This is a genomic window from Enterobacter wuhouensis, assembly GCF_004331265.1.
In the GTDB taxonomy this organism is placed as follows: Bacteria; Pseudomonadota; Gammaproteobacteria; order Enterobacterales; family Enterobacteriaceae; genus Enterobacter; species Enterobacter wuhouensis.
In genome coordinates, this window is the sequence record NZ_SJOO01000004.1 from 1 (window position 1) to 26069 (window position 26069).

The 26069-nt window shown below is 54.4% G+C and carries 25 protein-coding genes; 8 read left to right on the forward strand and 17 right to left on the reverse strand.

Going from position 1 to position 26069, the window contains the following annotated elements; translation table 11 throughout:
• Positions 1 to 227 precede the first annotated feature (227 nt).
• Complete coding sequence (gmhB, locus tag E0L20_RS10120) at positions 228 to 794, reverse strand: D-glycero-beta-D-manno-heptose 1,7-bisphosphate 7-phosphatase (protein WP_131633858.1); 567 nt, start codon at positions 792 to 794, stop codon at positions 228 to 230.
• Positions 795 to 982: 188 nt separating this feature from the next.
• Between gmhB and metN the strand changes: the two genes are divergently transcribed.
• The 6 genes from metN (at position 983) to proS (ending at position 6562) form a co-directional block, all read left to right on the forward strand.
• Positions 983 to 2014, forward strand: a complete 1032-nt coding sequence (metN, locus tag E0L20_RS10125) for a methionine ABC transporter ATP-binding protein MetN (protein ID WP_126545034.1) — start codon at positions 983 to 985, stop codon at positions 2012 to 2014.
• Complete coding sequence (locus E0L20_RS10130) at positions 2007 to 2660, forward strand: methionine ABC transporter permease MetI (protein ID WP_008501881.1); 654 nt, start codon at positions 2007 to 2009, stop codon at positions 2658 to 2660. The genes metN and E0L20_RS10130 overlap by 8 nt, the downstream gene beginning before the upstream one ends.
• Positions 2661 to 2700: 40 nt before the next feature.
• Positions 2701 to 3516, forward strand: coding sequence for a methionine ABC transporter substrate-binding lipoprotein MetQ (gene metQ, locus E0L20_RS10135; protein ID WP_063145201.1), 816 nt, complete (start codon positions 2701 to 2703; stop codon positions 3514 to 3516).
• A 106-nt stretch (positions 3517 to 3622) separates the two neighbouring features.
• Positions 3623 to 4027: an Rcs stress response system protein RcsF gene (gene rcsF, locus E0L20_RS10140; protein WP_010426664.1), complete on the forward strand. Its 405-nt coding sequence runs from the start codon at positions 3623 to 3625 to the stop codon at positions 4025 to 4027.
• Positions 4024 to 4731 (forward strand): tRNA (N6-threonylcarbamoyladenosine(37)-N6)-methyltransferase TrmO, encoded by a 708-nt coding sequence (gene tsaA, locus E0L20_RS10145; RefSeq protein WP_131633859.1) that lies wholly within the window; start codon positions 4024 to 4026, stop codon positions 4729 to 4731. Before rcsF ends, tsaA begins: the two co-directional genes overlap by 4 nt.
• A 112-nt stretch (positions 4732 to 4843) precedes the next feature.
• Positions 4844 to 6562, forward strand: coding sequence for a proline--tRNA ligase (gene proS / locus E0L20_RS10150; RefSeq protein ID WP_131633860.1), 1719 nt, complete (start codon positions 4844 to 4846; stop codon positions 6560 to 6562).
• Positions 6563 to 6612: 50 nt separating this feature from the next.
• Here the strand turns inward: proS and nlpE are convergent, their stop codons facing one another.
• Genes nlpE through E0L20_RS10165 form a run of 3 tightly spaced genes read right to left on the reverse strand, consistent with a single transcriptional unit; the run spans position 6613 to position 8310 of the window.
• Complete coding sequence (gene nlpE, locus E0L20_RS10155) at positions 6613 to 7311, reverse strand: envelope stress response activation lipoprotein NlpE (RefSeq protein WP_131633861.1); 699 nt, start codon at positions 7309 to 7311, stop codon at positions 6613 to 6615.
• A gap of 34 nt (positions 7312 to 7345) precedes the next feature.
• Positions 7346 to 7768: an alternative ribosome rescue aminoacyl-tRNA hydrolase ArfB gene (gene arfB / locus E0L20_RS10160; RefSeq protein ID WP_131633862.1), complete on the reverse strand. Its 423-nt coding sequence runs from the start codon at positions 7766 to 7768 to the stop codon at positions 7346 to 7348.
• Positions 7765 to 8310: a YaeQ family protein gene (locus E0L20_RS10165; protein WP_131633863.1), complete on the reverse strand. Its 546-nt coding sequence runs from the start codon at positions 8308 to 8310 to the stop codon at positions 7765 to 7767. Before E0L20_RS10165 ends, arfB begins: the two co-directional genes overlap by 4 nt.
• Positions 8311 to 8505: 195 nt before the next feature.
• Here E0L20_RS10165 and E0L20_RS10170 point away from each other — a divergent pair, with 195 nt between their 5' ends.
• Entirely contained in the window at positions 8506 to 8706 is a 201-nt protein-coding gene (locus tag E0L20_RS10170) for a YaeP family protein (RefSeq protein ID WP_008501889.1), read from the forward strand.
• Positions 8693 to 8953, forward strand: a complete 261-nt coding sequence (gene rof, locus E0L20_RS10175) for a Rho-binding antiterminator (protein ID WP_006173581.1) — start codon at positions 8693 to 8695, stop codon at positions 8951 to 8953. The genes E0L20_RS10170 and rof overlap by 14 nt, the downstream gene beginning before the upstream one ends.
• Before the next feature lie 28 nt (positions 8954 to 8981).
• Here rof and tilS read toward each other — a convergent pair whose 3' ends face one another.
• The 13 genes from tilS to rseP form a co-directional block, all read right to left on the reverse strand.
• A complete protein-coding gene (tilS, locus tag E0L20_RS10180) occupies positions 8982 to 10268 on the reverse strand; it encodes a tRNA lysidine(34) synthetase TilS (RefSeq protein WP_131633864.1) in 1287 nt (428 codons plus the stop codon).
• Between the two features lie 58 nt (positions 10269 to 10326).
• On the reverse strand, positions 10327 to 10716 hold the full coding sequence (locus E0L20_RS10185) for a VOC family protein (RefSeq protein ID WP_131633865.1): 390 nt from the start codon (positions 10714 to 10716) through the stop codon (positions 10327 to 10329).
• 65 nt (positions 10717 to 10781) lie between these two features.
• Entirely contained in the window at positions 10782 to 12914 is a 2133-nt protein-coding gene (locus tag E0L20_RS10190) for a lysine decarboxylase LdcC (RefSeq protein ID WP_131633866.1), read from the reverse strand.
• Positions 12915 to 13014: 100 nt separating this feature from the next.
• A complete protein-coding gene (gene accA / locus E0L20_RS10195) occupies positions 13015 to 13974 on the reverse strand; it encodes an acetyl-CoA carboxylase carboxyl transferase subunit alpha (RefSeq protein ID WP_131633867.1) in 960 nt (319 codons plus the stop codon).
• 12 nt (positions 13975 to 13986) lie between these two features.
• Positions 13987 to 17469, reverse strand: a complete 3483-nt coding sequence (gene dnaE / locus E0L20_RS10200; protein WP_131633868.1) for a DNA polymerase III subunit alpha — start codon at positions 17467 to 17469, stop codon at positions 13987 to 13989.
• A gap of 38 nt (positions 17470 to 17507) precedes the next feature.
• Positions 17508 to 18104, reverse strand: coding sequence for a ribonuclease HII (gene rnhB, locus E0L20_RS10205; protein ID WP_131633869.1), 597 nt, complete (start codon positions 18102 to 18104; stop codon positions 17508 to 17510).
• A complete protein-coding gene (gene lpxB, locus E0L20_RS10210) occupies positions 18101 to 19249 on the reverse strand; it encodes a lipid-A-disaccharide synthase (RefSeq protein ID WP_131633870.1) in 1149 nt (382 codons plus the stop codon). The genes rnhB and lpxB overlap by 4 nt, the downstream gene beginning before the upstream one ends.
• Entirely contained in the window at positions 19249 to 20037 is a 789-nt protein-coding gene (lpxA, locus tag E0L20_RS10215) for an acyl-ACP--UDP-N-acetylglucosamine O-acyltransferase (protein ID WP_131633871.1), read from the reverse strand. Before lpxA ends, lpxB begins: the two co-directional genes overlap by 1 nt.
• A 3-nt stretch (positions 20038 to 20040) precedes the next feature.
• On the reverse strand, positions 20041 to 20496 hold the full coding sequence (gene fabZ, locus E0L20_RS10220; RefSeq protein WP_010426706.1) for a 3-hydroxyacyl-ACP dehydratase FabZ: 456 nt from the start codon (positions 20494 to 20496) through the stop codon (positions 20041 to 20043).
• 104 nt (positions 20497 to 20600) lie between these two features.
• Positions 20601 to 21626 carry a UDP-3-O-(3-hydroxymyristoyl)glucosamine N-acyltransferase gene (lpxD, locus tag E0L20_RS10225; protein WP_131633872.1) on the reverse strand — a complete coding sequence of 342 codons (1026 nt, stop codon included), beginning with the start codon at positions 21624 to 21626 and terminating at the stop codon, positions 20601 to 20603.
• A gap of 3 nt (positions 21627 to 21629) precedes the next feature.
• Positions 21630 to 22124, reverse strand: a complete 495-nt coding sequence (gene skp, locus E0L20_RS10230) for a molecular chaperone Skp (protein WP_131633873.1) — start codon at positions 22122 to 22124, stop codon at positions 21630 to 21632.
• A 122-nt stretch (positions 22125 to 22246) separates the two neighbouring features.
• Complete coding sequence (gene bamA / locus E0L20_RS10235; RefSeq protein WP_131633874.1) at positions 22247 to 24679, reverse strand: outer membrane protein assembly factor BamA; 2433 nt, start codon at positions 24677 to 24679, stop codon at positions 22247 to 22249.
• A gap of 31 nt (positions 24680 to 24710) precedes the next feature.
• Positions 24711 to 26063, reverse strand: coding sequence for a sigma E protease regulator RseP (gene rseP / locus E0L20_RS10240; RefSeq protein ID WP_131633875.1), 1353 nt, complete (start codon positions 26061 to 26063; stop codon positions 24711 to 24713).
• Positions 26064 to 26069: the final 6 nt, after the last annotated feature.

Here is a 26069-nt window from a genome sequence, read left to right on the forward strand (position 1 = left end):
CAGTGCAACACGGCTTTCGCTCACCGTTGCGAGGTGGCGTATATTACGCTTTCCTCTTTCAGAGTCAACCCGTTATTTCAGGATTTTTTCTCTTCAACCGAACCGTTTGTTGTGTGAAGTGATTCACATGTTCCGTGTCGATGGAGGCGCATTATAGGGGGCCGCCGAGGAATGACAAGCGGAAAAATGCATTTTTATTTCAACCGCTCATCTTTTCACCAAAAAGGCTATTTTTGGTGCTTTTTAATCTCTTTTGGCAGTTCAGCCAGACTATTAATCACCCAATCCGCTGCATTTTCTGCTTCTGGCGTTACGGGTTTACCGGTGCGAACTAATATTTTGGTTCCTACGCCAGCTGCTGCTGCTGCCTGCATATCTTCCAGTTTATCGCCCACCATATAAGAAGCAGCCATATCAATCTGCAGGAACTCCTGCGCAGAGATGAACATCCCTGGATGTGGCTTACGGCAGTCACACGTCTGGCGATACTCTTCTACTGTTCCCTGTGGGTGATGCGGGCAATAGTAGATACCATCAAGATCCACACCGCGATCGGCCAGCGACCAGTCCATCCATTCCGTCAGCGTCTCAAACTGGGCTTCGGTAAATTTCCCACGTGCAATGCCGGACTGGTTCGTCACGACCACCAGCGCATAACCCATCTCTTTCAGCTGGCGCATGGCATCTATTGCGCCCTCGATAAACTCGAACTCATCAATCTCATGGACGTAGCCATGATCCACATTAATAGTGCCATCACGATCGAGAAAAATTGCGGGTACTGATTTTGCCACCGGTTTGCTCCTGAAAAAGGCATGTTCGGCTAGTATCTCATGAATCGCAGCGCAATAAAGTGCTCATCACACAGAGTTGGATTGATTTAGACGTCTGGATGCCTTAACATCCGTTTTGTTTACGGTCATCACCCGTATCTGGCAGAACAAAATGCCACGGCTAACTTACATACGATAAAAATAATCTAATGATTAAACTTTCCAATATCACCAAAGTGTTCCAGCAGGGGAACCGAACCATTCAGGCGCTGAACAACGTCAGCCTGCATGTTCCTGCTGGTCAAATTTATGGCGTCATTGGCGCATCGGGTGCAGGTAAAAGTACGCTGATCCGTTGTGTTAACCTTCTTGAGCGCCCAACCCAGGGCAGCGTAGAGGTAGGCGGTCAGGAACTCACCGCCCTCTCAGAAAAAGAACTGACCAAAGCGCGCCGCCAGATTGGCATGATCTTCCAGCACTTTAACCTGCTGGCGTCCCGCACCGTGTTCGGCAACGTCGCGCTGCCGCTGGAGCTGGACAACACGCCTAAAGAAGAAGTGAAGCGTCGCGTCACCGAACTGCTCGACCTGGTAGGTCTGGGCGACAAACATGATAGCTACCCGGCGAACCTGTCCGGTGGGCAGAAACAGCGCGTGGCGATTGCCCGTGCGCTGGCAAGCAATCCTAAAGTACTGCTGTGTGATGAAGCGACCAGCGCACTGGATCCGGCAACCACGCGTTCTATTCTCGAGCTGTTGAAAGACATTAACCGTCGCCTGGGCCTGACGATCCTCCTTATTACGCACGAGATGGATGTGGTGAAACGCATCTGTGACTGCGTGGCGGTCATTAGCAACGGTGAGCTGATCGAACAGGACACGGTAAGCGAAGTGTTCTCACATCCGAAAACCCCGCTGGCGCAGCAGTTTATTCAATCCACGCTGCATCTGGATATTCCGGAAGATTATCTGGAGCGCCTGAAAACAGAAGCGGCAGCAGACAGCGTTCCGATGCTGCGCATGGAGTTTACCGGCCAGTCCGTCGATGCCCCGCTGCTATCCGAAACCGCGCGTCGCTTTAACGTGAACAACAATATCATTAGCGCGCAGATGGATTACGCCGGCGGCGTGAAGTTCGGCATCATGCTGACGGAAATGCACGGCACACAGGAAGAAACCCAGGCGGCAATTGCCTGGCTGCAAGAACATCACGTAAAAGTAGAGGTACTGGGTTATGTCTGAGCCGATGATTTGGCTGCTGGTTCGCGGCGTTTGGGAAACGCTGGCAATGACCTTCGTATCAGGTTTCTTTGGTTTTGTGATTGGACTGCCGGTGGGCGTGCTGCTGTACGTCACGCGTCCGGGTCAAATCATTGAGAACGCGAAACTGTACCGCACGCTCTCCGCGCTGGTGAATATCTTCCGCTCGATCCCGTTCATTATCCTGCTGGTATGGATGATTCCGTTTACTCGCGTGATTGTCGGCACATCCATTGGACTGCAGGCGGCTATCGTTCCGCTAACCGTAGGCGCTGCGCCGTTTATCGCCCGCATGGTGGAAAACGCCCTGCTGGAGATCCCAACCGGTCTGATTGAAGCCTCACGCGCAATGGGCGCCACGCCGATGCAGATTGTGCGCAAAGTTCTGCTGCCTGAAGCGCTGCCGGGCCTGGTGAATGCCGCAACCATTACGCTCATCACGCTGGTTGGTTATTCCGCGATGGGTGGCGCAGTGGGCGCTGGCGGTTTAGGCCAGATTGGCTACCAGTACGGCTATATTGGTTATAACGCTACCGTAATGAACACCGTTCTGGTATTGCTGGTTGTTCTGGTTTACTTAATCCAATTCTCTGGCGATCGCATCGTCCGGGCTGTTACTCACAAATAACGTTACACACAACACAAACTCGACGAGTTAAGGATATAACATGGCGTTTAAATTAAAGACCTTTGCAGCGGTAGGCGCGCTGATCGGCTCTCTGGCACTGGTGGGTTGCGGTCAGGACGAAAAAGACCCAAACCATATTAAAGTGGGCGTTATCGTGGGTGCGGAACAGCAGGTTGCTGAAGTGGCACAGAAAGTTGCTAAAGAGAAATACGGTCTGGACGTTGAGCTGGTCACCTTTAACGATTACGTTCTGCCGAACGAAGCGCTGAGCAAAGGCGATATCGACGCTAACGCCTTCCAGCATAAACCCTACCTTGACCAGCAGATCAAAGATCGCGGCTACAAGCTGGTTGGCGTGGGTAACACCTTTGTTTACCCAATCGCCGGTTACTCCAAGAAGATCAAATCTCTGGATGAACTGCAGCCTGGCTCACAGGTCGCCATTCCTAACGACCCAACCAACCTCGGCCGTTCCCTGCTGCTTCTGCAGAAAGTGGGCCTGATTAAGCTGAAAGACGGCGTGGGTCTGCTGCCAACCGTTCTGGACGTTACCGAGAATCCGAAAAATCTGAAATTGGTTGAGCTGGAAGCACCACAGCTGCCGCGTTCTCTGGACGATGCACAGATTGCTCTGGCGGTTATCAACACCACCTATGCGAGCCAGATTGGCCTGACCCCTGCTAAAGACGGCATCTTCGTTGAGGACAAAGACTCCCCGTACGTTAACCTGATCGTGACCCGCGAAGACAATAAAGACGCAGAGAACGTGAAGAAGTTCGTTCAGGCTTATCAGTCTGACGAAGTTTACCAGGAAGCCAACAAAGTGTTTAACGGCGGCGCTGTTAAAGGCTGGTAATCTCACCGCAGTGTAATATCATCAAGACGGGCTTATGCCCGTCTTGTCATTTGTGCAGGCAACTGATTCAATATCTGACGTTTTGATTATCCACTGAGGAACTATTATGCGTGCTTTACCGATCTGTCTTTTAGCACTGATGCTGAGCGGCTGTTCCATGCTAAGCAGATCTCCTGTTGAACCTGTTCAAAGCACTGCAACCCCGCCAAAAGCGGAGCCAGCAAAACCGAAAGCGCCTCGTCCTGCGCCGGTACGTATTATTACTAAAGCCGACGATCTCGTGGGCAAGCCATTCCGTGAACTGGGTGAAGTGAGCGGCGAATCCTGTCAGGCAACGAATCAGGACTCTCCACCCAACATCCCAACGGCACGCAAGCGTATGCAGATTAACGCTTCAAAAATGAAAGCCAACGCGGTACTGCTGCACAGCTGTGAAGTCACCAGCGGTACGCCGGGCTGCTACCGTCAGGCGGTTTGCATCGGTTCCGCGCTTAACATCACGGCGAAATGAGTTCATTTCAGTTCGAGCAGATAGGCGTTATCCGCTCACCTTATAAAGAGAAGTTCGCCGTACCGCGCCAGCCTGGACTCGTGACAAGCCGCGGTGGTGAGCTTCACTTAATCGCGCCATACAATCAGGCAGATGCGGTACGCGGGCTCGAGGCGTTCAGCCATTTATGGGTTATGTTTGTGTTTCACCAGACCATGGAAGGAGGCTGGCGTCCTACCGTGCGCCCTCCTCGCCTGGGCGGCAACACAAGAATGGGCGTGTTTGCGACCCGCTCAACCTTCCGCCCAAACCCGGTCGGAATGTCGCTGGTCGAACTGAAAGGCATACGCTGTCAGAAGGATCGGGTGATCCTGGAGCTAGGTAGCCTTGACCTGGTTGACGGCACGCCGGTTATCGACATTAAGCCGTATCTGCCTTTTGCCGAAGCGCTCCCCGATGCCCGCGCCAGCTATGCGCAGGACGCACCGCTGGCGGATATGCCCGTTAACTTCACGCCAGAGATAGCGGCCCAGCTCGGCCCGCTGGAAAAACGCTATCCTCGCCTTCGGGACTTTATCGTTGAGGTGCTGGCTCAGGATCCCCGCCCCGCCTACCGTAAAGAAGAGGAAGCCGGGAAAACCTACGCCGTCTGGCTGCTGGATTTTAACGTTCGCTGGCGCGTGACTGAGGCAGGTTTTGAAGTGTTTGCTCTTGAACCCAGGTAATTTTAACCTCCTCTCTTTTGGCATCTTTGCCACACTGGTAAACTAAACCACTTTTTTTGTGTCAGGCTGGCGTTTCAGCCTGTTCCAATCGTCGAAACGGAAACGTAACAACATGCGTACTAGCCATTATATGCTCTCCACTCTGAAGGAGACACCTGCCGACGCCGAGGTGATCAGCCACCAGCTGATGCTGCGCGCCGGGATGATCCGCAAGCTGGCCTCCGGGTTATACACCTGGCTGCCGACCGGCGTGCGCGTCCTGAAAAAAGTCGAAAACATCGTGCGTGAAGAGATGAATAACGCCGGTGCTATCGAGGTGTTAATGCCGGTCGTTCAGCCTTCTGAACTGTGGCAGGAGAGCGGTCGCTGGGAGCAATATGGTCCAGAATTGCTGCGCATTGCCGATCGTGGCGATCGTCCGTTTGTCCTCGGCCCAACGCATGAAGAAGTCATTACCGATCTGATTCGTAATGAGCTGAGTTCATACAAACAGCTGCCGCTGAACTTCTTTCAGATCCAGACCAAGTTCCGTGACGAAGTGCGTCCTCGCTTTGGCGTGATGCGTTCTCGCGAGTTCCTGATGAAAGACGCCTACTCTTTCCATACCTCTCAGGAATCGCTGCAAGAGACTTACGATGCAATGTACGCGGCTTACAGCAAAATCTTCTCCCGCATGGGTCTGGATTTCCGCGCTGTGCAGGCTGATACCGGCTCTATCGGCGGTAGCGCATCCCACGAATTCCAGGTGCTGGCACAGAGCGGCGAAGACGATGTGATCTTCTCTGACACCTCTGATTACGCTGCGAACATCGAATTTGCAGAAGCGCTGGCACCAAAAGAACCTCGTGCGGCTGCAACCGAAGAGATGACGCTGGTTGATACGCCAAACGCAAAAACCATCGCCGAGCTGGTTGAACAGTTCAACCTGCCGATTGAGAAAACGGTGAAAACCCTGCTGGTGAAATCCACAGAAGGCAGCGCATTCCCGCTGGTTGCTCTGCTGGTGCGTGGCGATCACGAACTGAACGAAGTCAAGGCAGAAAAGCTGCCGCAGGTTGCCAGCCCGCTGACGTTTGCCACCGAAGCTGAAATCCGCGCCGTTGTAAACGCAGGCCCGGGTTCACTGGGCCCGGTTAATATGCCAATCCCTGTGGTGGTTGACCGCACGGTTGCCGCGATGAGTGATTTCTCTGCCGGCGCGAACATCGACGGTAAACACTACTTCGGCATCAACTGGGATCGCGACGTGGCGACGCCAGAAGTGGCAGATATCCGTAACGTGGTCGCAGGCGATCCAAGCCCGGACGGCCAGGGTACGCTGATGATCAAACGCGGTATCGAAGTGGGCCACATCTTCCAGCTGGGCGATAAATACTCACGCGCGATGAACGCTGCCGTTCAGGGTGAAGACGGTCGCAATCAGGTTCTGACCATGGGCTGTTACGGTATCGGGGTAACGCGCGTTGTGGCTGCCGCTATCGAGCAGAACTACGACGAGCGCGGCATCGTTTGGCCGGATAACATCGCACCGTTCCAGGTGGCTATTCTGCCAATGAACATGCACAAGTCTTACCGCGTGCAGGAGCTGGCGGAAAAACTTTACGCTGAACTGCGTGCAAAAGGCATCGACGTGCTGATGGATGACCGTAAAGAGCGCCCGGGCGTGATGTTTGCCGATATGGAACTGATCGGTATTCCGCACACCGTTGTCATCGGCGACCGTAACCTGGATAGCGACGAGATTGAGTACAAATACCGTCGCAGCGGCGAGAAGCAGATGATCAAGACTGGCGACATTCTTGATTACCTCGTGAACGCCATCAAGGGTTAAGAAACAAAAAACCCCGCTCCGGCGGGGTTTTTTAATGGCTCAACGCTGGCTTATTTGCTGTTACAGTCTTTGCCCGCAGCAAACTTCGCGTCTTTGTCAGCCACCAGCGTTTTCACCATCTCACCGCTGTCCGGGTTCGGCTCCAGCGTAAAGTGACCGTCAACCGTCAGCAATACCGGCTTGCTGTCATTGCCCCGCGCGACGGCGTAATCACGCTCAAGCTGCGCATTGTTCGCCACGCTAACTTTCTTGCCGGTGGCACAGTCGGTAAAGATGGCCGCATCCGCCATGTAGAAATACATGCCGCGCATTGCCATTGGCGTTGAAGGCAGCGCTGCTTTAACCGGTGCCAGGGTGTAGTTGAACTGGGACTCAATCGGATTACCTTCACGATCGAGCATCTCCATCCCTTCACCTTTGGCGCGGAAATAGGTTTTATCCCCCGTCGTGTCCGTCAACACCAGCTTTTCAGCCGTGCGTGCCCAGGTTCCATATGTGGCATAGGACGACGGTTCTTTCGCCCCTTGATAGCGCTGGTTCATTACCCAGGTGCCATCTTTTTGCAGGAACAGCGATGTTTCGATACCTTCGCAGTCTGCGCAAGGCAATACGCCGCGCCAGCTCTGCTGCATCGGTTTCAACTCTTCCGTTTGTGTCGGCTGTAAAACCTGCGTTTCCGAACGGTTGTTACAGCCAAAAAGCGCGAACAGCGTGCTCACTGCCAGCGCTGAAAATAATGCTTTTTTCACAATGAATTCCTTATGAAAAGTGTGTTCCCTTTCGTCACTCTGTCGGGCGACGAACTTTACCGCGTAGTGCTTTCACTGTGGATTTTTGCGCCTTTGACGACAGCCGACGCTCTTTTGATGCGCGCGTTGGCCGCGTAGCCCGACGGCTTTTTTGCACTGCCGTTAATTCTTTTATCATCGCCACCAGACGAGCAATCGCCGCTTCCCGGTTGAGCTCCTGGCTGCGGTACTCTTGCGCTTTAATCACAATGACGCCATCACTGGTGATCAGATGATGGCTGGCCGCAAGCAGACTTTCTTTATAATACTCTGGCAGGCTGGAGGCCCGAATGTCAAAGCGCAAATGGATGGCCGTTGACGCCTTGTTCACGTGCTGTCCACCCGCTCCCTGAGCACGGATCGCAGTTATCTCCAGCTCATTGTCAGGAATGCTCACGCTTCGGGACACAACAATCATGACGCGGGCTGCCACGCCGTCAGATGGATTTCCAGATTATTCTGAGAATCCGAGAGCCAGATCGCGCCATCCTGAATCGTCGCCTGCAGAACCATCGTTCGCCCCGCAAACTCACTCAGCTGGTCCAGCTGCTCGTCATCCAGATACCAGACGGTGAGGTTTTTAAACTGCCCGCATTTGCTCTTGCTTTGCTGCCACCAAATCTCCGCAGCGCGCTGATTATACGCGAATAACGCCACTTCTGCGGCCTGGGTACACGCCTTTTTAACCCTGCGCTCGTCCGGCAGACCGAGTTCGATCCACAGATCGATACCCAGATGATCGTTACGCAGCCAGGCTTCAGGCTCGTCCTCTGCGCTCAGCCCACGGGTAAACTGCAGGCGCTCGTCGGCATACTTAATCCACGCCAGCAGGCGCAGCATCATGCGTTCCTGCGTTTCAGACGGATGACGCGCCAGCGTCAATGACGCATCCAGAAACTGGTTGCGGTCCAGGTCAGCCACGTTGACCACCGCTTTATAAATTGTCGCTTTCAGCGCCATGAGAGAACTCCATTCGAATCAGGCGCTCATTGTAGCGAAAACAGCGGCAAAAGGCTGTTACAGGTGATGAATACCCTTCAATCAAGGCTCTGATATTGCTTAAATGAGTATGGTATAGTCACCTTGCTAAACCGAGTTTATCTTCGTAGGCTTAATGATATCTCACAGTAAGTCAGTGCGCTGGCGGGAGGGGATGTGAATAATTATTGTGAGTTAATTCGCAAACGGTATGCGGAAATCGCCAGCGGCGATCTGGGGTACGTTCCGGACGCGTTGGGCTGTGTATTGAAAGTGCTTAATGAAGTGGCCTCCGATGAGAGCCTTTCAGAATCGGTCAGGGAAAAAGCAGCGTATGCTGCGGCGAATTTACTGGTGAGCGATTATGTCGATGAATGAAACTTATCAACCCATCAATTGTGATGACTATGACAACCTCGAACTCGCCTGCCAGCATCATTTGATACTGACGCTGGAGCTAAAAGATGGCGAAGTGCTAAAGGCGAAAGCCAGCGACCTGGTTTCGCGTAAGAACGTGGAATACCTGGTTGTGGAGGATGCGGGGGCTACACGTGAACTGCGCCTCGACAAGATAGCCAGCTTCAGCCACCCGGAAATCGGCACCGTCGTGGTGAGCGAATCCTGATGATATCAACGGGCAGCCCTGCTGCCCGTTACGCCTTCCACTCAAAACAAACTCCCTTATCTGTCCATCCCTCTTGCGTAATGAACACACCGGCAGCCGCAACCAGCGTCTCACCGTAAAACAGCAGCGGCGTGGTATCGCGCAGCCAGGGCGGGACATTATGCTCCTGCCAGATTTTCTTGAGCTTCCTTCCGCCATTGCGCCCAACAATATGCAGCAAACCACCGGCCTTAAAGCGCACGGTGACCGGCTCATCCGCTTCTGGCAGGCGCACGTGACCCGCATTCGTCAGGGACACGCTGCCCGCGCCGTGTGGCAATACTAGCGCGTGCTCCACCGAGGGCCAGTTGAGCACAACGTCAGAAAGCGACGAACGAGATTTTATCCACCACAGTTTTCCCTGATAGCGCCTGACCTCATAGCCGTTCAGATGGACGCTCGGTGTGGCATCGTCTCGCGCCTGAGCCACTTCATCCCAGATCCTGCTCAGCATCGCTCGCGACGGCATAACGGCATGACGTGAGGCCAGCCAGCGGCGTAACAGTGCAGCACGGCGCACCGCGCTCATCGTTTCCAGCGGCGCAATAGCAAGGGCACCATCAGCAGACGTTAACCCTGCAAGCTCTTCACTGAGAAGTTCATCCAGCAGGCTTTCCTGTTCGGCACAGAGCGTAGCGCTCCGGGCCGTCGCTTCGGTAAAGTGTCCCCAGCGCTCGGTCAGCAGGGGCATCACGCGCAGACGAAGGAAGTTACGGTCGTAGCTGTCGTCCTGGTTACTCTCATCCTCAATCCAGCTCAGCCGATATTCTCGCGCCCAGGCTTCCAGAGAAGCGCGCGTTTCTCCCAGCAGCGGGCGGATTAATTCGGTTCCGGCAAACGCCGCGCGCTCGGGCATGGCGGATAAGCCAGCCGGGCCGCTTCCCCGCTTCAGCGCAAGCAAAAAGGTTTCACACTGATCGTCCAAATGCTGCGCCGTCACCAGCGCTTCGCCGGGCAGCAGTGAACGAGCAAAAGCGGCATAGCGGGCCTTGCGCGCCTGCGCCTCAACGCCCAGCCCTTCCTCCACCAGCATCACCCGTTCAACGTTCAGCGGGATTTCCCACAAAGCACAGAGCGCTTCGCAGTGCGCCACCCAGGCATCGGCATGAGGGCTTAACCCGTGATGAACATGCATCGCCCGAAGCCGAACGTCAGGTTCTCGATCGCGCCAACGCTTAAGGCGATGGAGCAGAACGGTGGAATCCAGGCCACCGCTAAATCCCACCAGCAGCTGGCGGTACGGTGAAACGGCTTGTGCGATAGCAGATGAGGTCATAGGAACTTACACATAAAAAATGCCCGAACTGAGCGGGCATTATCACACAGGATGGGCATTACTGCTGGTAAAGCTCCAGCGGCAGGCCGTCCGGATCGTTGAAAAAGGTAAAGCGCTTGTCGGTAAACGGATCGACGCGGATCGCTTCGCACGCCACGCCGTGAGATTCCAGATGTTTGACCGCGCTATCCAGATCGTCAACGCTAAAAGCCAGATGGCGCAGGCCGCAGGCTTCGGGGCGAGACGGGCGCGCAGGCGGGAAAGGAAAAGAGAATAGCTCAATCACATATTGCCCGTTGAGCGCCAGGTCCCCTTTCCAGGAGTCACGCTCCTCGCGGTAGGCCTCGCTTAGCAGCGTAAAGCCAAGAATATCGCAGTAGAACGCCTTGCTCTGCGCGTAATCGGTGGCAATGATCGCAATATGATGAACAGCTTTTAAACCCAGCATAGCTTCTCCTTTTTATGATGCCTGAACGTTACAACCGAAAACCCGAGCCTGGCAAGCGGTCACGCTTATTTTAGGACTCGCACCCAGTACACGCCCTGTTCATCGCGCTTCGCACCGTGGATATCCGTCTCAAAGCCCGGATAGTGACGCCCCACGGAACAGAGCATCAGCAGAAAATCGAGCACCGCCCTGCTCTCTTCGGCGATCATCTCGCCCGGCATCAGCAGCGGTACGCCTGGCGGATAGGGCAGGATCATATTGGCCGACACGCGTCCGACCAAGTTTTCCAGCTCAATGGTTTCCACCTCGCCCTTCACCTGGCGCTGCCAGGCCTTATGCGGCGTCAGCTTCATTTCAGGCAGCACGTCAAACGCCTGCAGCATCAGGCGCGGCAGATCGTGCTGGCGGATCAGCTTGTGGATACCCTGCGCCAGATCCTGAATGCGCATATTGCGGTAGAAGTCAGGATCTTCTGCATAGAGATCCGGGAGCATGTTCTTCACCCGCAGGTTCAGATCGTAAGCGCGCTTAAACTCCATCAGGCCGCGCAGCAGCCCCATTGCGCGGGTTTTGTCGATCCCGATGCTGAACAGGAACAATAAATTATAGGGGCCGGTCTTTTCCACCACCACGCCGCGCTCATCCAGGAACTTCGCCACCAGCGCGGCGGGGATCCCTTCATCGCCCATTACGCCCTGCTCGTCCATACCCGGCGTCAGGATCGTCACTTTTACCGGATCGAGGAACATGTGATCTGCATCCGCATCACGGAAGCCGTGCCAGCTTTCACCCGGTGCGACCGGCCAGCACTCAGCCTCGTCAATCTCTTCCGGCTGCCAGATATCGAAGAACCAGCCGTCCGCCTCATCTTTTAACCGTTGAACCTCCTTACGGAAATGCAGCGCGCGTTCCACCGAACGGTTAATCAGGCGTTTGCCCGGGTTACCGCGCAGCATCGCCGCTGCCGTCTCGATGGAGGCCACCAGCGGATAGCTCGGTGAGGTGGTGGTGTGCATCATAAAGGCTTCGTTGAAGGTATCTTCGTCGTACTCACCCTTAACGTGAATTAGCGAGGCCTGCGAAAACGCGGCCAGCATCTTGTGCGTCGACTGCGTTTCGAAGAACACTTTACCGGGCACGCGCTCGCCGCTCATGCCGCTTTTCCCTTCATAAATTGGATGGAAATTGGTGTACGGCACCCACGCGGAATCAAAATGGATCGATGGCACATCCAGCGTTTGCTTAATCCAGTTCGTGTTGTAGAGCAGGCCGTCGTAGGTCGAGTTGGTGATCACGGAGTGAACGGGCCAGCTCGCGCCGGGTATCGCTGCGACCTTACGCTCGATGGCGTCATGCGTAAACTCACGGCGCGGAATGCCGCCAAGAATGCCCAGCGCATTACGCGTCGGTGAGAGCCAGAGCGGGACGACGTCGCTCATCATTAACAGATGCGCCAGCGATTTATGGCAGTTACGGTCGATGAGCAGCGTGCTTCCCGCCGGTGCGGCATACATCCCGACAATTTTATTTGATGTCGAGGTGCCGTTGGTCACCATGTAGCTCTGCTCGGCGCCGAAGGTGCGGGCAATATATTCTTCCGCCTCCAGGTGCGGACCGGTATGGTCGAGCAGCGATCCGAGTTCAGTGACCGAAATCGACACGTCCGCTTTCAGCGTGTTGCCACCGAAGAAATCATAGAACAGACAGCCCACCGGGCTTTTTTGATAGGCCGCTCCCGCCATATGGCCCGGCGTACAGAAGGTATATTTGCCTTCCTTCACGTAGGTAAACAGCGCGCGGGTAAACGGCGGCGTAATGTTATCGAGATATTCGCTGGTGTATTGCTGAATACGGGTCGCAATATCGTCCGCCACGCCAAGCGAATATTCAAAGAACCACAGCGCCATCCGCATATCATTAGCGCTGACGTCCATAGTCGAGTGGGTATTGATAAACGCGTACAGCGGGAGATATTCGTTTAGCTTGTTGATCTCGCTGCACAGCTCCAGGTCGTATTCATCCCAGTCAAAGATCACGCCGCAAATACGCGGGTTATGCTCGATGAACTTCAGCAGGTCGGCGCTGTTGTGCGGCCAGATCAGCTGATATCCACGGGACTGCAGGGCTTGCTCCAGCTCCTTGATGGGCTCGTCTTTATAAAAGACGCCGTGTGGCCCCATGATGGCAATGATGTTCATGGCGTACCTCCTTAAAAAACATTAGCTAAGCATAGCCAGGGTAAACCGCAGGTATAAAAAAAGCCGCAACAATGTGCGGCTTTTCAGATAATTGTGACGCTTACGCGTAACCGTAGGTCATCAGACGCTGATAGCGACGGTTGAGCAGGTCTTCTTTGCTCAGCACGTCCAGGTCTGCCAGGTCCGCCAGCAGCTGCGCTTTCAGGGACGCAGCCATCACTTCTGGCTTACGGTGCGCACCGCCCAGCGGCTCTGGGATGATGGAGTCTATCAGCTTAAGCTCTTTCAGGCGTGGCGCAATGATGCCCATGGCTTCAGCAGCCAGCGGCGCTTTGTCTGCGCTTTTCCACAGAATGGACGCACAGCCTTCCGGAGAGATAACGGAATAGGTGCTGTACTGCAGCATATTCACTTTATCACCCACGCCAATCGCCAGCGCACCGCCGGAGCCACCTTCACCGATAACGGTACAGATGACCGGCACGCTCAGACGAGACATTTCACGCAGGTTGCGTGCAATGGCTTCAGACTGACCGCGCTCTTCCGCGCCCACGCCAGGGTATGCACCCGGAGTGTCAATGAAGGTGATGATTGGCATGTTGAAACGCTCAGCCATCTCCATCAGACGCAGGGCTTTACGGTAGCCTTCTGGTGCCGGCATACCAAAGTTGCGACGGATTTTCTCTTTGGTTTCACGGCCTTTCTGATGACCAATGATCATCACAGGACGTCCGTCGAGGCGTGCGATACCGCCAACGATAGCTTTATCGTCAGCGTAAGCGCGATCGCCTGCCAGTTCGTCAAATTCATCAAACGCCAGGCGGACATAATCCAGGGTGTACGGGCGCTGTGGGTGACGCGCCAGCTGGGCTACCTGCCATGCGCCGAGATCGGCAAAGATTTTGCGCGTCAGTTCTACGCTTTTTTCGCGCAGACGATGCACTTCTTCGTCGATGTTAATATCCAGTTTTTCATCCTGACGGCTAACTGCTGTCAGAGAATCGATTTTCGCTTCCAGCTCAGCAATCGGCTGTTCGAAATCAAGGAAATTCAGACTCATAGTATTCCTGTATTAGTCAAACTCCAGTTCCACCTGCTCCGAACCAATGAGGCCACGCAGATCGTTGAGTAAACGATCGCTCGGAGAGACACGCCACGTTGCACCAAAGCGCAACCGCGCACGTGCATCCGCCCTCTGATAGTAGAGATGTACTGGAATGGTCCCCGAGCGGTGGGGTTCCAGAGACTGACGGAGTCGGTTTAAAAGCTGGTCATCAATTTGCCTGTCCGTCAGCGAGATAGCAAGCCCGCGAGCATATTTTTCACGGGCTTCGTCAATGTCCATCACTTCGCGGGCGGTCATTTTAAGCCCCCCGCTGAAGTCATCAAAGCTGACCTGTCCGCTGACGATAAGTATGCGGTCTTTTTCCAGCAATTGCTGGTATTTATCCAGCGCGTCGGTGAACAACATCACCTCCAGACGCCCGGAACGGTCATCCAGCGTACAGATGCCGATACGATTGCCGCGCTTGGTGACCATTACCCTTGCAGCAATCACGAGCCCCGCAGCCGTGGTGATTTTACCACGATCTGTCGGATGCATGTCTTTTAGCCTGTTGCCGCCGACATAGCGCTCAATTTCTTTAATATACTGGTTGATCGGGTGCCCCGTCAGGTACAAGCCTAACGTTTCACGTTCCCCATCCAGCACAACCTGTTCTGGCCAGGGTTGGCAGTTTGAGTATGACTGCTCAATCTGCTCTGGCTCTTCTGCCAGTACGCCAAACATATCCGCCTGGCCGATGGCTTCCGCTTTTGCGTGCTGATCCGCCGCTTTCAGCGCGTCGCCGAGGGAATTCATCAGCGCGGCGCGATGCGGCCCCAGCCTGTCAAACGCACCGGACATGATCAGTTTTTCGAGCACGCGGCGGTTCAGTTTTTTGGTATCCGTACGGGCGCAAAGATCGAACAGCTCGCGGAAGTAACCGCCGTTGTTACGCGCCTCGATGATCGCCTCGATCGGGCCTTCACCCACGCCTTTGATCGCACCGATACCGTAAACAATTTCCCCGTGTTCATTAACGTGGAAATGATACAGACCCGAGTTAATATCCGGCGGCAGGATTTTAAGCCCCATACGCCAACACTCGTCCACCAGGCCCACCACCTTCTCGGTGTTGTCCATATCGGCCGTCATTACCGCCGCCATAAATTCTGCAGGATAGTGCGCCTTCAGCCAAAGCGTTTGATATGAAACCAACGCGTAGGCAGCGGAGTGGGATTTGTTGAATCCGTACCCGGCGAATTTTTCCACCAGGTCAAAGATTTTAATCGCCAGTTCGCCATCAATACCGTTTTTTCTCGCGCCTTCTTCGAAGGTGCCGCGCTGCTTGGCCATCTCTTCCGGCTTTTTCTTACCCATCGCACGACGCAGCATGTCCGCGCCGCCAAGGGTGTAGCCAGAGAGCACCTGGGCAATCTGCATAACCTGTTCCTGGTACAGGATGATGCCGTAGGTAGGCTCCAGTACCGGCTTCAGGCATTCATGCTGCCACTGCACGTCCGGGTAAGAAATCTCTTCGCGCCCGTGCTTACGGTCGATAAAGTTATCTACCATCCCCGACTGCAGCGGGCCCGGACGGAACAGGGCCACCAGCGCGATCATATCTTCGAAGCAGTCAGGCTGCAGGCGCTTAATCAAATCTTTCATGCCGCGGGATTCAAGCTGGAAGACGGCGGTCGTCTCCGAGCGCTGCAGCATGTCGAAACTTTTCTTGTCATCCAGCGGGATGGCGGCAATGTCTATAGGCTCAAGGCCCTGCTTCTCCCGGCGCGGGTTGATCATCTTCAGCGCCCAGTCGATGATCGTCAGCGTACGCAGGCCGAGGAAGTCAAACTTCACCAGCCCGGCGTATTCCACGTCGTTCTTATCAAACTGAGTAACCGGGTGCTCACCCGCTTCATCGCAGTAGAGCGGTGCGAAGTCGGTAATTTTGGTCGGCGCGATAACCACGCCCCCCGCATGCTTACCGGCGTTACGCGTGACGCCTTCCAGCTTGCGCGCCATGTCGATCAGCGCTTTAACTTCTTCGTCGGCTTCGTAGATTTCCGGCAGCTGTGGTTCGGCTTCAAACGCTTTTGCCAGCGTCATGCCCGGATCGGGCGGCACCAGCTTAGAGATGCGATCGACAAACCCGTACGGGTGGCCCAGCACGCGCCCCACGTCACGGATAACCGCTTTGGCCGCCATCGTACCGAAGGTAATGATCTGCGATACCGCGTCACGGCCGTACATGTCCGCCACGTGCTCGATCACCTGGTCGCGTTTCTCCATGCAGAAGTCGACGTCGAAGTCGGGCATGGAAACACGTTCCGGGTTGAGGAAACGTTCGAACAGCAGGTCAAACTCCAGCGGGTCGAGGTCGGTAATTTTAAGCGCATAGGCCACAAGCGATCCCGCACCGGAACCACGGCCCGGGCCTACCGGCACGCCGTTATCTTTCGACCACTGGATAAACTCCATCACGATCAGGAAGTAGCCCGGGAAGCCCATCTGGTTGATAACCTGCAGCTCAATATCCAGACGTTCGTCGTAAGGCGGGCGCTTCTCTTTGCGAACCGCTTCGTCCGGGAAGAGGAATTCAAGACGCTCTTCCAGGCCCTCCTTCGATTTTACGACCAGGAAATCTTCCGTGGTCATGTCGCCCGTTGGGAACTGCGGCAGGAAATATTCGCCCAGACGCACGGTCACGTTGCAGCGTTTGGCGATCTCAACGCTGTTTTCCAGCGCTTCCGGAATGTCGGAGAAGAGTTCACACATCTCATCTTCGCTGCGCATATACTGCTGCGAGGAGTAGTTGCGCGGACGTTTGGGATCGTCGAGGGTAAAGCCGTCGTGGATCGCAACGCGAATTTCATGCGCGTCAAAGTCGCCCGGTTCGAGGAAACGCACGTCGTTGGTCGCCACAACGGGCAGGCCGCGCTCTTCCGCCAGCGCGACCGCCGCATGCAGATAGCTCTCTTCGTCGGCGCGTCCGGTACGGATCAGCTCCAGATAGTAGCGATCCGGAAAATATTCTTCATAGAACGAGACGCACTGATCCACCAGCGCGCTGTTGCCACGCATCAGGCTTTTGCCTACGTCGCCCATACGACCGCCGGAAATCAGCAGCAGCCCTTCGTTCAGCTCTGCCAGCCAGTCGCGATCGATCCACGGGCCAAGTGCGCCATAGCCGCGCTGGTACGCCTTTGAGATCAGCAGAGTGAGATTCTGGTAACCCGTGTTGTTCATTGCCAGCACGGAAATCTGGGTCATTTCATCGCCGAGCACGTCGCTCTGCACGTGAAAATCCGCACCGACGATAGGTTTTATACCCGCGCCATGCGCCGTTCCGTAAAACTTCACCAGGCCACACAGGTTGGTAAAATCGGTGATCGCCAGCGCAGGCATGCCAAGCGAGGCCGCCTTTTTAACCAGCGGCCCGGTCTTCGCCAGCCCATCAATCATGGAGTAGTCGCTATGCACCCGCAGGTGTACGAAACGTGGTTCAGCCATCTTCAGATTCCGCGTTACTTATTTGCTTGCGTCTTGATTCAGGACACCAGTCCCAGCGCACGTTTCACCGGGCCAAAACTGCGTCGGTGATGTTCAGTTGCGCCATGTTCAGCCAGCTTTTCCAGGTGGAAAGCGGTTGGATATCCCTTGTGTTGGGCGAAACCATACGCAGGATAAGTGAGGTCAAGCGCGGCCATTTCGGCGTCGCGCGTCACTTTGGCAATGATAGACGCCGCGCTGATTTCGGCAACCCGGCTGTCACCTTTCACAACCGCCAGTGAAGGCATCGGGAGCGGTGGGCAACGATTACCGTCAATCAGCACATATTCAGGCACAATCCTGAGCCCGGCAACGGCGCGCTGCATCGCCAGCATGGTGGCATGAAGAATGTTCAGCTCGTCGATCTCATGCGGCTCGGCGCGCCCCAGACTCCAGGCCAACGCATTTTCTGTGATTTCGTCAAACAGCGCCAGCCGGCGTTTTTCAGACAATTTTTTTGAGTCATTCAACCCGATAATCGGGCGCGCAGGATCGAGTATCACCGCAGCAGTGACCACTGCGCCGACCAACGGACCGCGCCCTACTTCATCCACGCCCGCCACGAGGTGCGTATGTGGATAAACAAATTCCATCATTTTGCTAACTCCAGCACCGCGTCAGCCGCCTGCTCATCGGCATTACAGCGGATCTGCTGGTGCAGTTCGCGGAAGGTATCGTGCATCTGGTGGCTGGTCTTGCCGTTGGCAATCAGGGGCAGCAGCGCATCGGCTAACGCCTGCGGCTGACACTCATCCTGCAAGAGTTCCTTCACCAGCTCGCGCCCGGCAAGCAGGTTGGGCAGTGAAACATAGTCCGTTTTCACCAAACGTTTTGCCAGCCAGAAGGTGAACGGCTTCATACGATAGCCCACCACCATCGGGCATTTCGCCAGCATACACTCCAGGGCTGCCGTGCCGGAGGCCAGCAGTGCAGCATCGCTCGCGACCATTGCCTCACGACCCTTCCCGTCCAGAAGATGAACATGCAAATCTGGCGCTACTTCGGCTTTTATACGCTCAAACTGCTCGCGGCGTTTGGGATTAACCAGCGGGACGACCACTTCAAGGTCCGGATAGGTCTGGCGAAGAATTTGTGCTGTTTTCAGGAAATCAGCGCTGAGCATTTCAACTTCTGCACCGCGGCTTCCCGGCAGCAGGGCCAGGCAGTGCGCATCATGGGAAATTCCCAGCACGTCGCGGGCCGCGTTTTTATCCGGGTCCAGCGGCATAGCATCCGCCATGGTATGGCCGATAAAGCGGCATGGAACGTTAAATCTGTCGTAAAACGCTTTTTCAAAAGGCAAGAACGCCAGCACCAGATTGGTTGATCGTTCAATTTTGAAAACGCGTTTCTGTCGCCACGCCCAGACGGACGGACTGACATAGTGGATGGTTTTAATTCCCTGCTTTTTCAAATTCCCTTCAAGGGTAATGTTGAAATCAGGCGCATCGATCCCGACAAACACGTCGGGTTTAAGATCGGTAAAACGGCGGGTGAGATCGGCACGAATATGCAGCAGGCGGCGTAAGCGCCCCAGCACTTCAACGATGCCCATCACGGCCAGCTCTTCCATTTCGTACCAGGCTTCACAGCCCTCGGCCTGCATCAGCGGACCCGCCACGCCAACGAAACGGGCGTTAGGTACGCGTGCCTTGAGCGCACGGATAAGGCCTGCACCAAGAATATCGCCGGAGGTTTCTCCGGCGACCAGGGCTATCGTAAGCGGACGACTGTCGACCATTAACGAATCAGACCCCTTGTTGAACGGTCAAAGAACTCCATGAACGCGTTCACTTCCGGGTGCTTATTCGCCAGCTCGGCAATTTCCGGCTTCGCCTCTTCCAGCGTTTTGCCGCTACGGTACAACTGCTTGTACGCGTTGCGGATCGCTGTAATCGCTTCGCGGCTAAAGCCACGACGCTTGAGGCCTTCGATGTTCACGCCAAACGGCGTGGCATGGTTGCCCTGCGCAATCACGTAAGGTGGGACGTCCTGCGCCACACCGGAGCACCCGCCGACCATCACGTGTGCACCAATGATGCAGAACTGATGGACTGCGGTCATGCCGCCAATAATTGCGAAATCATCAACCGATACGTGTCCTGCCAGCGTTGCGTTGTTGGCAAGAATACAGCGGTCACCTACGGTACAGTCATGCGCGATATGCGCATTAACCATAAACAGGTTATCGCTGCCCACCTTCGTCAACCCACCACCCTGTACTGTTCCACGATGAATGGTGACGCTTTCGCGAATACGGTTACGATCGCCAATTTCCAGACGGGTCGACTCACCAGCATATTTCAGATCCTGGTTAACTTCGCCGATGGAGGCGAACTGATAGATCTCGTTATTGCAGCCAATGGTCGTGTGACCATTCACCACAACGTGAGATTTCAGTACTGTACCCTCACCAATTTCGACATGGGGTCCAACAATACAGAACGGGCCAACGTGGACGTTAGCACCAATGATGGCACCGGTTTCCACGATGGCAGTAGGATGAATAAAGGCAGATTTATCAATCACGTATCAGGACTCCCGGCTACGAGCACACATCATCGTCGCTTCGCAAACAACTTTGCCGTCAACCAGCGCTACGCCTTTGAAGCGAGTCAGGCCACGACGCGTTTTTTCAAAAGTGACTTCCATGATCATCTGATCACCAGGTACGACTGGGCGCTTAAAGCGTGCTTCATCAATACCTGCGAAGTAATACAGTTCACCCGGCTCCAGTTTACCAACGCTTTTAAACGCCAGAATACCGGTAGCTTGAGCCATCGCTTCCAGGATCAACACACCCGGGAAGATTGGCTTACCAGGGAAGTGTCCCTGGAAGAACGGCTCGTTAACGGAGACATTTTTCACTGCGCGCAGAAAACGACCTTCTTCAAAATCCAGCACACGATCTACCAGTAAGAACGGGTAGCGATGCGGCAGAAGTTCTAAAATCTCTTCAATATGCAGAGTATGAGTGTCAGTAGTCAAAATACTCTTCCTGTCTAATGTACTAAGTAGCAATAATAACACGGCCTGCCGGTTTATAAAAAAGCCGACAGGCCGGGAAAATTAGCGTTAAAACGGATGAACGCTTAGTCTTGTTGATCGATCTTGCGCTCAATCGCTTTGAGGCGCTTGCTCATATCATCAATATTCATCACCAGAGCAGCTGTTTTACGCCATACCTTGTTCGGTTGCAGCGGAATACCAGAGGAATAGACGCCTGGTTCAGTGATAGGACGCATTACCATGCCCATACCTGTCACCGTCACTTTGTCGCATATTTCCATATGGCCATTGATCACGCTGGCACCACCAATCATGCAGTAGCGGCCAATTTTCAGGCTACCAGCCATGATCACGCCCCCCGCAACCGCGGTATTGTCGCCAATCACAACGTTATGTGCAATCTGGCACTGATTATCAATGATAACACCATTGCCGATCACGGTATCGTCAAGCGCACCACGGTCAATCGTGGTACAGGCGCCGATCTCGACACGATCGCCAATAATCACGCGACCAAGCTGCGGGATCTTCACCCAGTTACCACGATCGTTAGCGTAGCCAAAACCGTCCGAACCAATCACTGTGCTGGACTGAATGAGGCAATTTTCGCCGATGTCGACTTCATGGTAAACGGAGACGTTAGCCCATAAACGGGTGCCCGCACCGATTTTGGTATTTTTGCCAACGAAGCAGCCCGGGCCAATGACAACGTTATCGCCCAGAACAACGCCGGACTCGATAACGGCGTTAGCGCCGATCGCTACGTTACTACCCAGCGTCGCCGTCGCATCGATTGCTGCGCTGGCAGCAATGTTCTGCGCCGGTTGCGGCGTGGTATCAAGAATTTGAGCCATACGTGCATACGTCAGGTAGGGATTTTTCACTACCAATGCAGCGCTTGCGGCAAACGGAAGATCGTCCTGCGTCAGAACAACAGCTGACGCCTGGCATTGAGCCAGATGTTCACGGTACTTAGAGCTTACCATGAAGGTAATGTTGCCAGCTTTAGCCGATTGCATGGACGCAACAGCGGTGATGACGATATCGCCATCACCGTGTAATTCTGCATCCAACTGCTGAGCTAAATCAGCCAGTCGAATTGAAGGCATTACTTATTTAACCTGTTTCAGAACATCAGCGGTGATGTCTTTAACATCGCTGCTGTTGAAAGCCACGGCGTTCGCATCAACAACCAGATCGATGCTCTGATCGGCAGCAACTGCTTTAACAGCAGACTGAATGCGAGTCACCAGCTTGCCGCGCTCTTCGTTAGAACGACGCTGACGATCCTGCTCAAACGCCTGTGCTTTCTGGGAGAAGGTCTGGCGCTGAGCCATAACGTCTTTTTCCAGTTTGCTACGATCGCTCGCTTTCATGGTAGAACCATCACGCTGCAGACGCTGCATTTTAGACTGAAGATCGCCTTCCATACGTTGCAGTTCGCCAGCACGGCCTTTGAATTCGTTTTCCAGAGTCGCAGAAACACCTGTTTTCTGTGCAACCTGCTGGAACAAATTACCCATGTTGACGATTGCAATTTTGTCTGCTGCCTGAGCAGAGGTTGCCATCGCTAAACCGAGACCTGCAGCTAATAACCACTTTTTCACAATTAACTCCTTACCATCCCATTGGCACCCGGAGGTGCCGTTCTTTGCGTGGCAAGGCGACCGTTTGACCGATCGCCGGTTGTCAGCGCTACACTGCCAACGCATTCCATTGCTGCGGATTATTACCAGGTTTTACCAATGTTAAACTGGAATTGCTCCGCTTTGTCTCCATCGTATTTCTTAAACGGCTGGGCGTAGGAGAAGACCAACGGCCCCAGCGGTGACATCCATTGTAATGCGATACCCGCAGACATGCGAATATTGCTCGGATCGCTGTAGTCTGGAATACCTGCCGCGCGCGTCTGGGCAGTATTCTCCCAGTTGGTATCCCAAACGGTACCCGCATCCACGAAGAACGAGGTACGCACAGAGTTCGCATACTTGTCGCTGATAAACGGCGTAGGCGTGATGAACTCCAGGCTGGCAACACCCATGGCGTTACCGCCTACTGCATCATCTGAGCTACAGACGTTGGCATTGCCCGCGCCATCTTTCGCTGGTTTGTCGCAGTTATCCGAGTCGTTCCCGCCGTAATACGCTGCTTTCGGACCAATGTTGTTGGACTGGAAGCCACGCACGGTGCTTGAACCACCGGCGTAGAAGTTTTCATAGAACGGCAGTTCTTTGCCACCTAAACCATCGCCATAGCCCCAACGGGTGCGACCCAGAACAACCCATTTATGGTCGTCATCAATTGGGAAGTAGGACGCGGTATCCAGCGTCACCTTGTAGAACTCGTTATCAGAACCCGGTACGGTCACTTTACCGTTCAGGTTGACGCGAGAACCTTCCGTTGGGAAGTAACCACGGTCAAGGCGGTTATACGTCCAGCCGTAGTTGAAGGTGAAGTCATCCGCCGCAAATCCGTTGTTATCACCGCTTTTGCTGGTTGACTGGCCGATGGAGTCCAGATAACGCCACATCGCCACCTGCGGTTGCATGTTAGACAGGTCGTTATGCACGTAGCCCAAACCTGCACGCAGGGTGTTGTATTCGTTGATCGGGAAGCCAAGCGTTCCGTCTACACCATAACTTTTGTTGGTATAGGAGGACAGATCCGCGTCGTCTGCTTTAAAGTCGTTATAGAAGATACGACCGCCCAGGCTTACACCGTCAACGGTGAAGTATGGGTTAGTCACAGAGAACTCAGAGTAGGTCTGGTAGTCGTTCTTAGTACCGTTAATCCCTACAGAGTATCCCGTACCCAGCCAGTTATCCTGCTGAACGCCGACCTGGAAGCTCACGCCACTTTCAGTACCGTAGCCCACGCCGAAGTTGAAGCTACCGGTGTTACGCTCTTTAACCTTATAGACGACGTCAACCTGGTCCGGTCTACCCGGCACGCGCTGAGTATCGGTATCAACGGTTTCGAAGTAACCCAGACGGTTCAGGCGCTCTTTACCCTGGTCTACCAGGTCGCTGCCCAACCACGCCCCTTCCATCTGGCGCATTTCGCGACGCAGAACGGAATCTTTAGAGGTGTCGTTACCTTCAAAGCGGATCTTACGCACGTAGAAACGGTTACCCGCGTCAACGTTGACGTGAAGCTTAACGGTTTTATCCGCGTCGTTGATTTCAGGCTGAGTCTGAACGCGCGGATAAGCGTAACCATAACGGCCAAGCAGCTTCTTAATGCTGTCTTCCATTTTGGTAACTTTAGAACCGCTATACAGATCGCCCGGCTGAATTTTGGTCAGCGATTCGATTTCTGCAGAATGCCCCGCCAGGTTTCCACTCACTTCAACACCCGAAAGCTTGTACTGATCGCCTTCCGTGATGTTAATCGTAATGTAGATCCCTTTCTTGTCCGGAGTCAGACTGACCTGAGTCGAGTCGATGTTGAATCGAGCATAACCGCGGTCCAGATAGTAGCTGCGCAGGGTTTCAAGATCGCCCGCCAGCTTCTGTTTCTGGTATTTACGATCGCCGACAACGTTCCACCACGGCACTTCGTCGCGCAGCTGGAAGGTAGAGATCAGTTCATCGGTGCTGAACGCGTGGTTACCCACGATGTTGATCTGTTGGATCTTCGCAGAAACACCTTCCTGGAAGACCAGCTTAAGGTCAACACGGTTACGCGGCAGCGGAGTAACAACCGCCTTCACGCTGGCGCTGTACTTACCGACGCTGTAGTAGAAGTCTTCCAGACCTTTTTCAATGTCTGAAAGGGTTGTGCGATCCAGGGATTCACCCACGCGAACGCCAGATGCTTCAAGGTTTTGCTTGAGCATGTCATCTTTCACCGACTTGTTACCGGAGAAAGTGATACTGGCAATCGTTGGACGTTCTTTTACCTGGACCAGTAACGTATCACCATCGCGCAGCACGCGAACGTCCTCAAAGTTGCCAGTGGCAAACAGAGCACGGATGGTGTTACTGATGTCATCATCATTAACCGTATCGCCGGGGCGCACAGGCATACTGAGGAGGGCCGCACCAACGGCGACACGCTGAAGGCCTTCGAAATGAATATCTTTCACTACGAACCCGTCAGCACCGTATACGGTGGCGCTGCTAAACAGCAGCGACGCTATGAGCAACTTTTTCATCGCCATCGTTATTATGCGTTCTTCCTAACTAACTCTCTTACAACCGAGAGAAATCATTGAAAAGTGCAAGCCCCATTAACAGCACCAGCAAAATCGAGCCAATGCGATAACTAAAGTCTTGAACTCGCTCGGATACCGGTCCGCCTTTTAGCTTTTCAATCGCTAAAAACAGCAGATGCCCCCCGTCTAAAACGGGAAGCGGGAAGAGGTTGATTATCCCCAGGTTCACGCTAATGAGCGCAAGGAACATGAGATAGTAAATCACCCCGAATTCCGCTGACATCCCAGCCCCTTGGGCAATTGAAATTGGCCCACTGAGGTTGTTCAGTTTCACATCACCGGTTATCAATTTCCCCAACATGTTGACCGTAAGCTTCATCAGTTGCCATGTTTTATCCGTGGCTTCAAGGATGGCGCTAAACGGCCCATACTGGCGTATTGTCTTGTACTCATCTGGCAGCGGGATCACTTTCGGCACGACGCCGGCGAACCCTTCTGCCTTTTTGCCACCCGATTTGCTATCCGGGATCAGCGTTAACGAAAGTGGACTCCCCTGCCTTTCCACTTCCAGCGCAAGCGAAGTGCCAGGATTATCGCGCACCAGAGTAACAAAGGTCATCCACTGTGTTAATGGTTGACCATCGACTTTAACGATCCTGTCGCCCGCTTGCAAACCCGCTTTGCTCGCTGCCGAATTGGCCTGTACTTCAGCCAGGACCGGCTCAATCTGCGCGCCGCGTGGCCGAATGCCCAGAGCGGAGACGGGATCTTCTTTGTCTGGCTCGAAACGCCAGTGGCGTAAATCCAGCACTTTTTCCTGCCGCTGGTCAGATCCAAAAGGCGATACGCTGACGGTCGTCTGCTCATCGCCAATTTTCGCCACCAGCTGCAATCGCACGGCATCCCAATCAGGGGTTTCGATGCCATCAATCGCTTTAAGTTCCATTCCCGGCGTAATTTGCGCACTGGCCGCGATGGAACCGGAGGTAATTTCGCCGACAACCGGGCGCACGCCAGGGACACCGATGATAAACACCAGCCAGTAGGCGAAGATAGCGAAGATGAAATTGGCTACCGGACCAGCAGCGATGATGGCAGCACGTTGTCCAACGGTTTTGTTGTTAAACGCGCTGTGTCGGAGTTCTGGGGCGACAGGCTCGACGCGTTCGTCGAGCATTTTGACATAGCCGCCCAACGGGATAAGGGCAATGACAAACTCAGTGCCGTGGCGATCGGTGCGCTTCCAGAGCGATTTACCAAAGCCGATGGAAAATCGCTCCACGCGCACGCCACAGCGGCGAGCAACCCAGAAATGGCCAAATTCATGCACGGTAATCAGTACACCCAGTGCAACTACGAACGCCGCCAGATTCCAGAGAATGCTCAGCATAAAACC

What these genes read in the sequence shown, in the direction of transcription:
- metN (WP_126545034.1), top strand. Translation starts at nt 983, where the DNA reads ATGATTAAACTTTCCAATATCACCAAAGTGTTCCAGCAGGGGAACCGA.
- E0L20_RS10130 (WP_008501881.1), top strand. Translation starts at nt 2,007, where the DNA reads ATGTCTGAGCCGATGATTTGGCTGCTGGTTCGCGGCGTTTGGGAAACG.
- metQ (WP_063145201.1), top strand. Translation starts at nt 2,701, where the DNA reads ATGGCGTTTAAATTAAAGACCTTTGCAGCGGTAGGCGCGCTGATCGGC.
- rcsF (WP_010426664.1), top strand. Translation starts at nt 3,623, where the DNA reads ATGCGTGCTTTACCGATCTGTCTTTTAGCACTGATGCTGAGCGGCTGT.
- tsaA (WP_131633859.1), top strand. Translation starts at nt 4,024, where the DNA reads ATGAGTTCATTTCAGTTCGAGCAGATAGGCGTTATCCGCTCACCTTAT.
- proS (WP_131633860.1), top strand. Translation starts at nt 4,844, where the DNA reads ATGCGTACTAGCCATTATATGCTCTCCACTCTGAAGGAGACACCTGCC.
- arfB (WP_131633862.1), bottom strand. Translation starts at nt 7,768, where the DNA reads ATGATTGTTGTGTCCCGAAGCGTGAGCATTCCTGACAATGAGCTGGAG.
- E0L20_RS10165 (WP_131633863.1), bottom strand. Translation starts at nt 8,310, where the DNA reads ATGGCGCTGAAAGCGACAATTTATAAAGCGGTGGTCAACGTGGCTGAC.
- rof (WP_006173581.1), top strand. Translation starts at nt 8,693, where the DNA reads ATGTCGATGAATGAAACTTATCAACCCATCAATTGTGATGACTATGAC.
- tilS (WP_131633864.1), bottom strand. Translation starts at nt 10,268, where the DNA reads ATGACCTCATCTGCTATCGCACAAGCCGTTTCACCGTACCGCCAGCTG.
- E0L20_RS10185 (WP_131633865.1), bottom strand. Translation starts at nt 10,716, where the DNA reads ATGCTGGGTTTAAAAGCTGTTCATCATATTGCGATCATTGCCACCGAT.
- E0L20_RS10190 (WP_131633866.1), bottom strand. Translation starts at nt 12,914, where the DNA reads ATGAACATCATTGCCATCATGGGGCCACACGGCGTCTTTTATAAAGAC.
- accA (WP_131633867.1), bottom strand. Translation starts at nt 13,974, where the DNA reads ATGAGTCTGAATTTCCTTGATTTCGAACAGCCGATTGCTGAGCTGGAA.
- dnaE (WP_131633868.1), bottom strand. Translation starts at nt 17,469, where the DNA reads ATGGCTGAACCACGTTTCGTACACCTGCGGGTGCATAGCGACTACTCC.
- rnhB (WP_131633869.1), bottom strand. Translation starts at nt 18,104, where the DNA reads ATGATGGAATTTGTTTATCCACATACGCACCTCGTGGCGGGCGTGGAT.
- lpxB (WP_131633870.1), bottom strand. Translation starts at nt 19,249, where the DNA reads ATGGTCGACAGTCGTCCGCTTACGATAGCCCTGGTCGCCGGAGAAACC.
- lpxD (WP_131633872.1), bottom strand. Translation starts at nt 21,626, where the DNA reads ATGCCTTCAATTCGACTGGCTGATTTAGCTCAGCAGTTGGATGCAGAA.
- bamA (WP_131633874.1), bottom strand. Translation starts at nt 24,679, where the DNA reads ATGGCGATGAAAAAGTTGCTCATAGCGTCGCTGCTGTTTAGCAGCGCC.
- rseP (WP_131633875.1), bottom strand. Translation starts at nt 26,063, where the DNA reads ATGCTGAGCATTCTCTGGAATCTGGCGGCGTTCGTAGTTGCACTGGGT.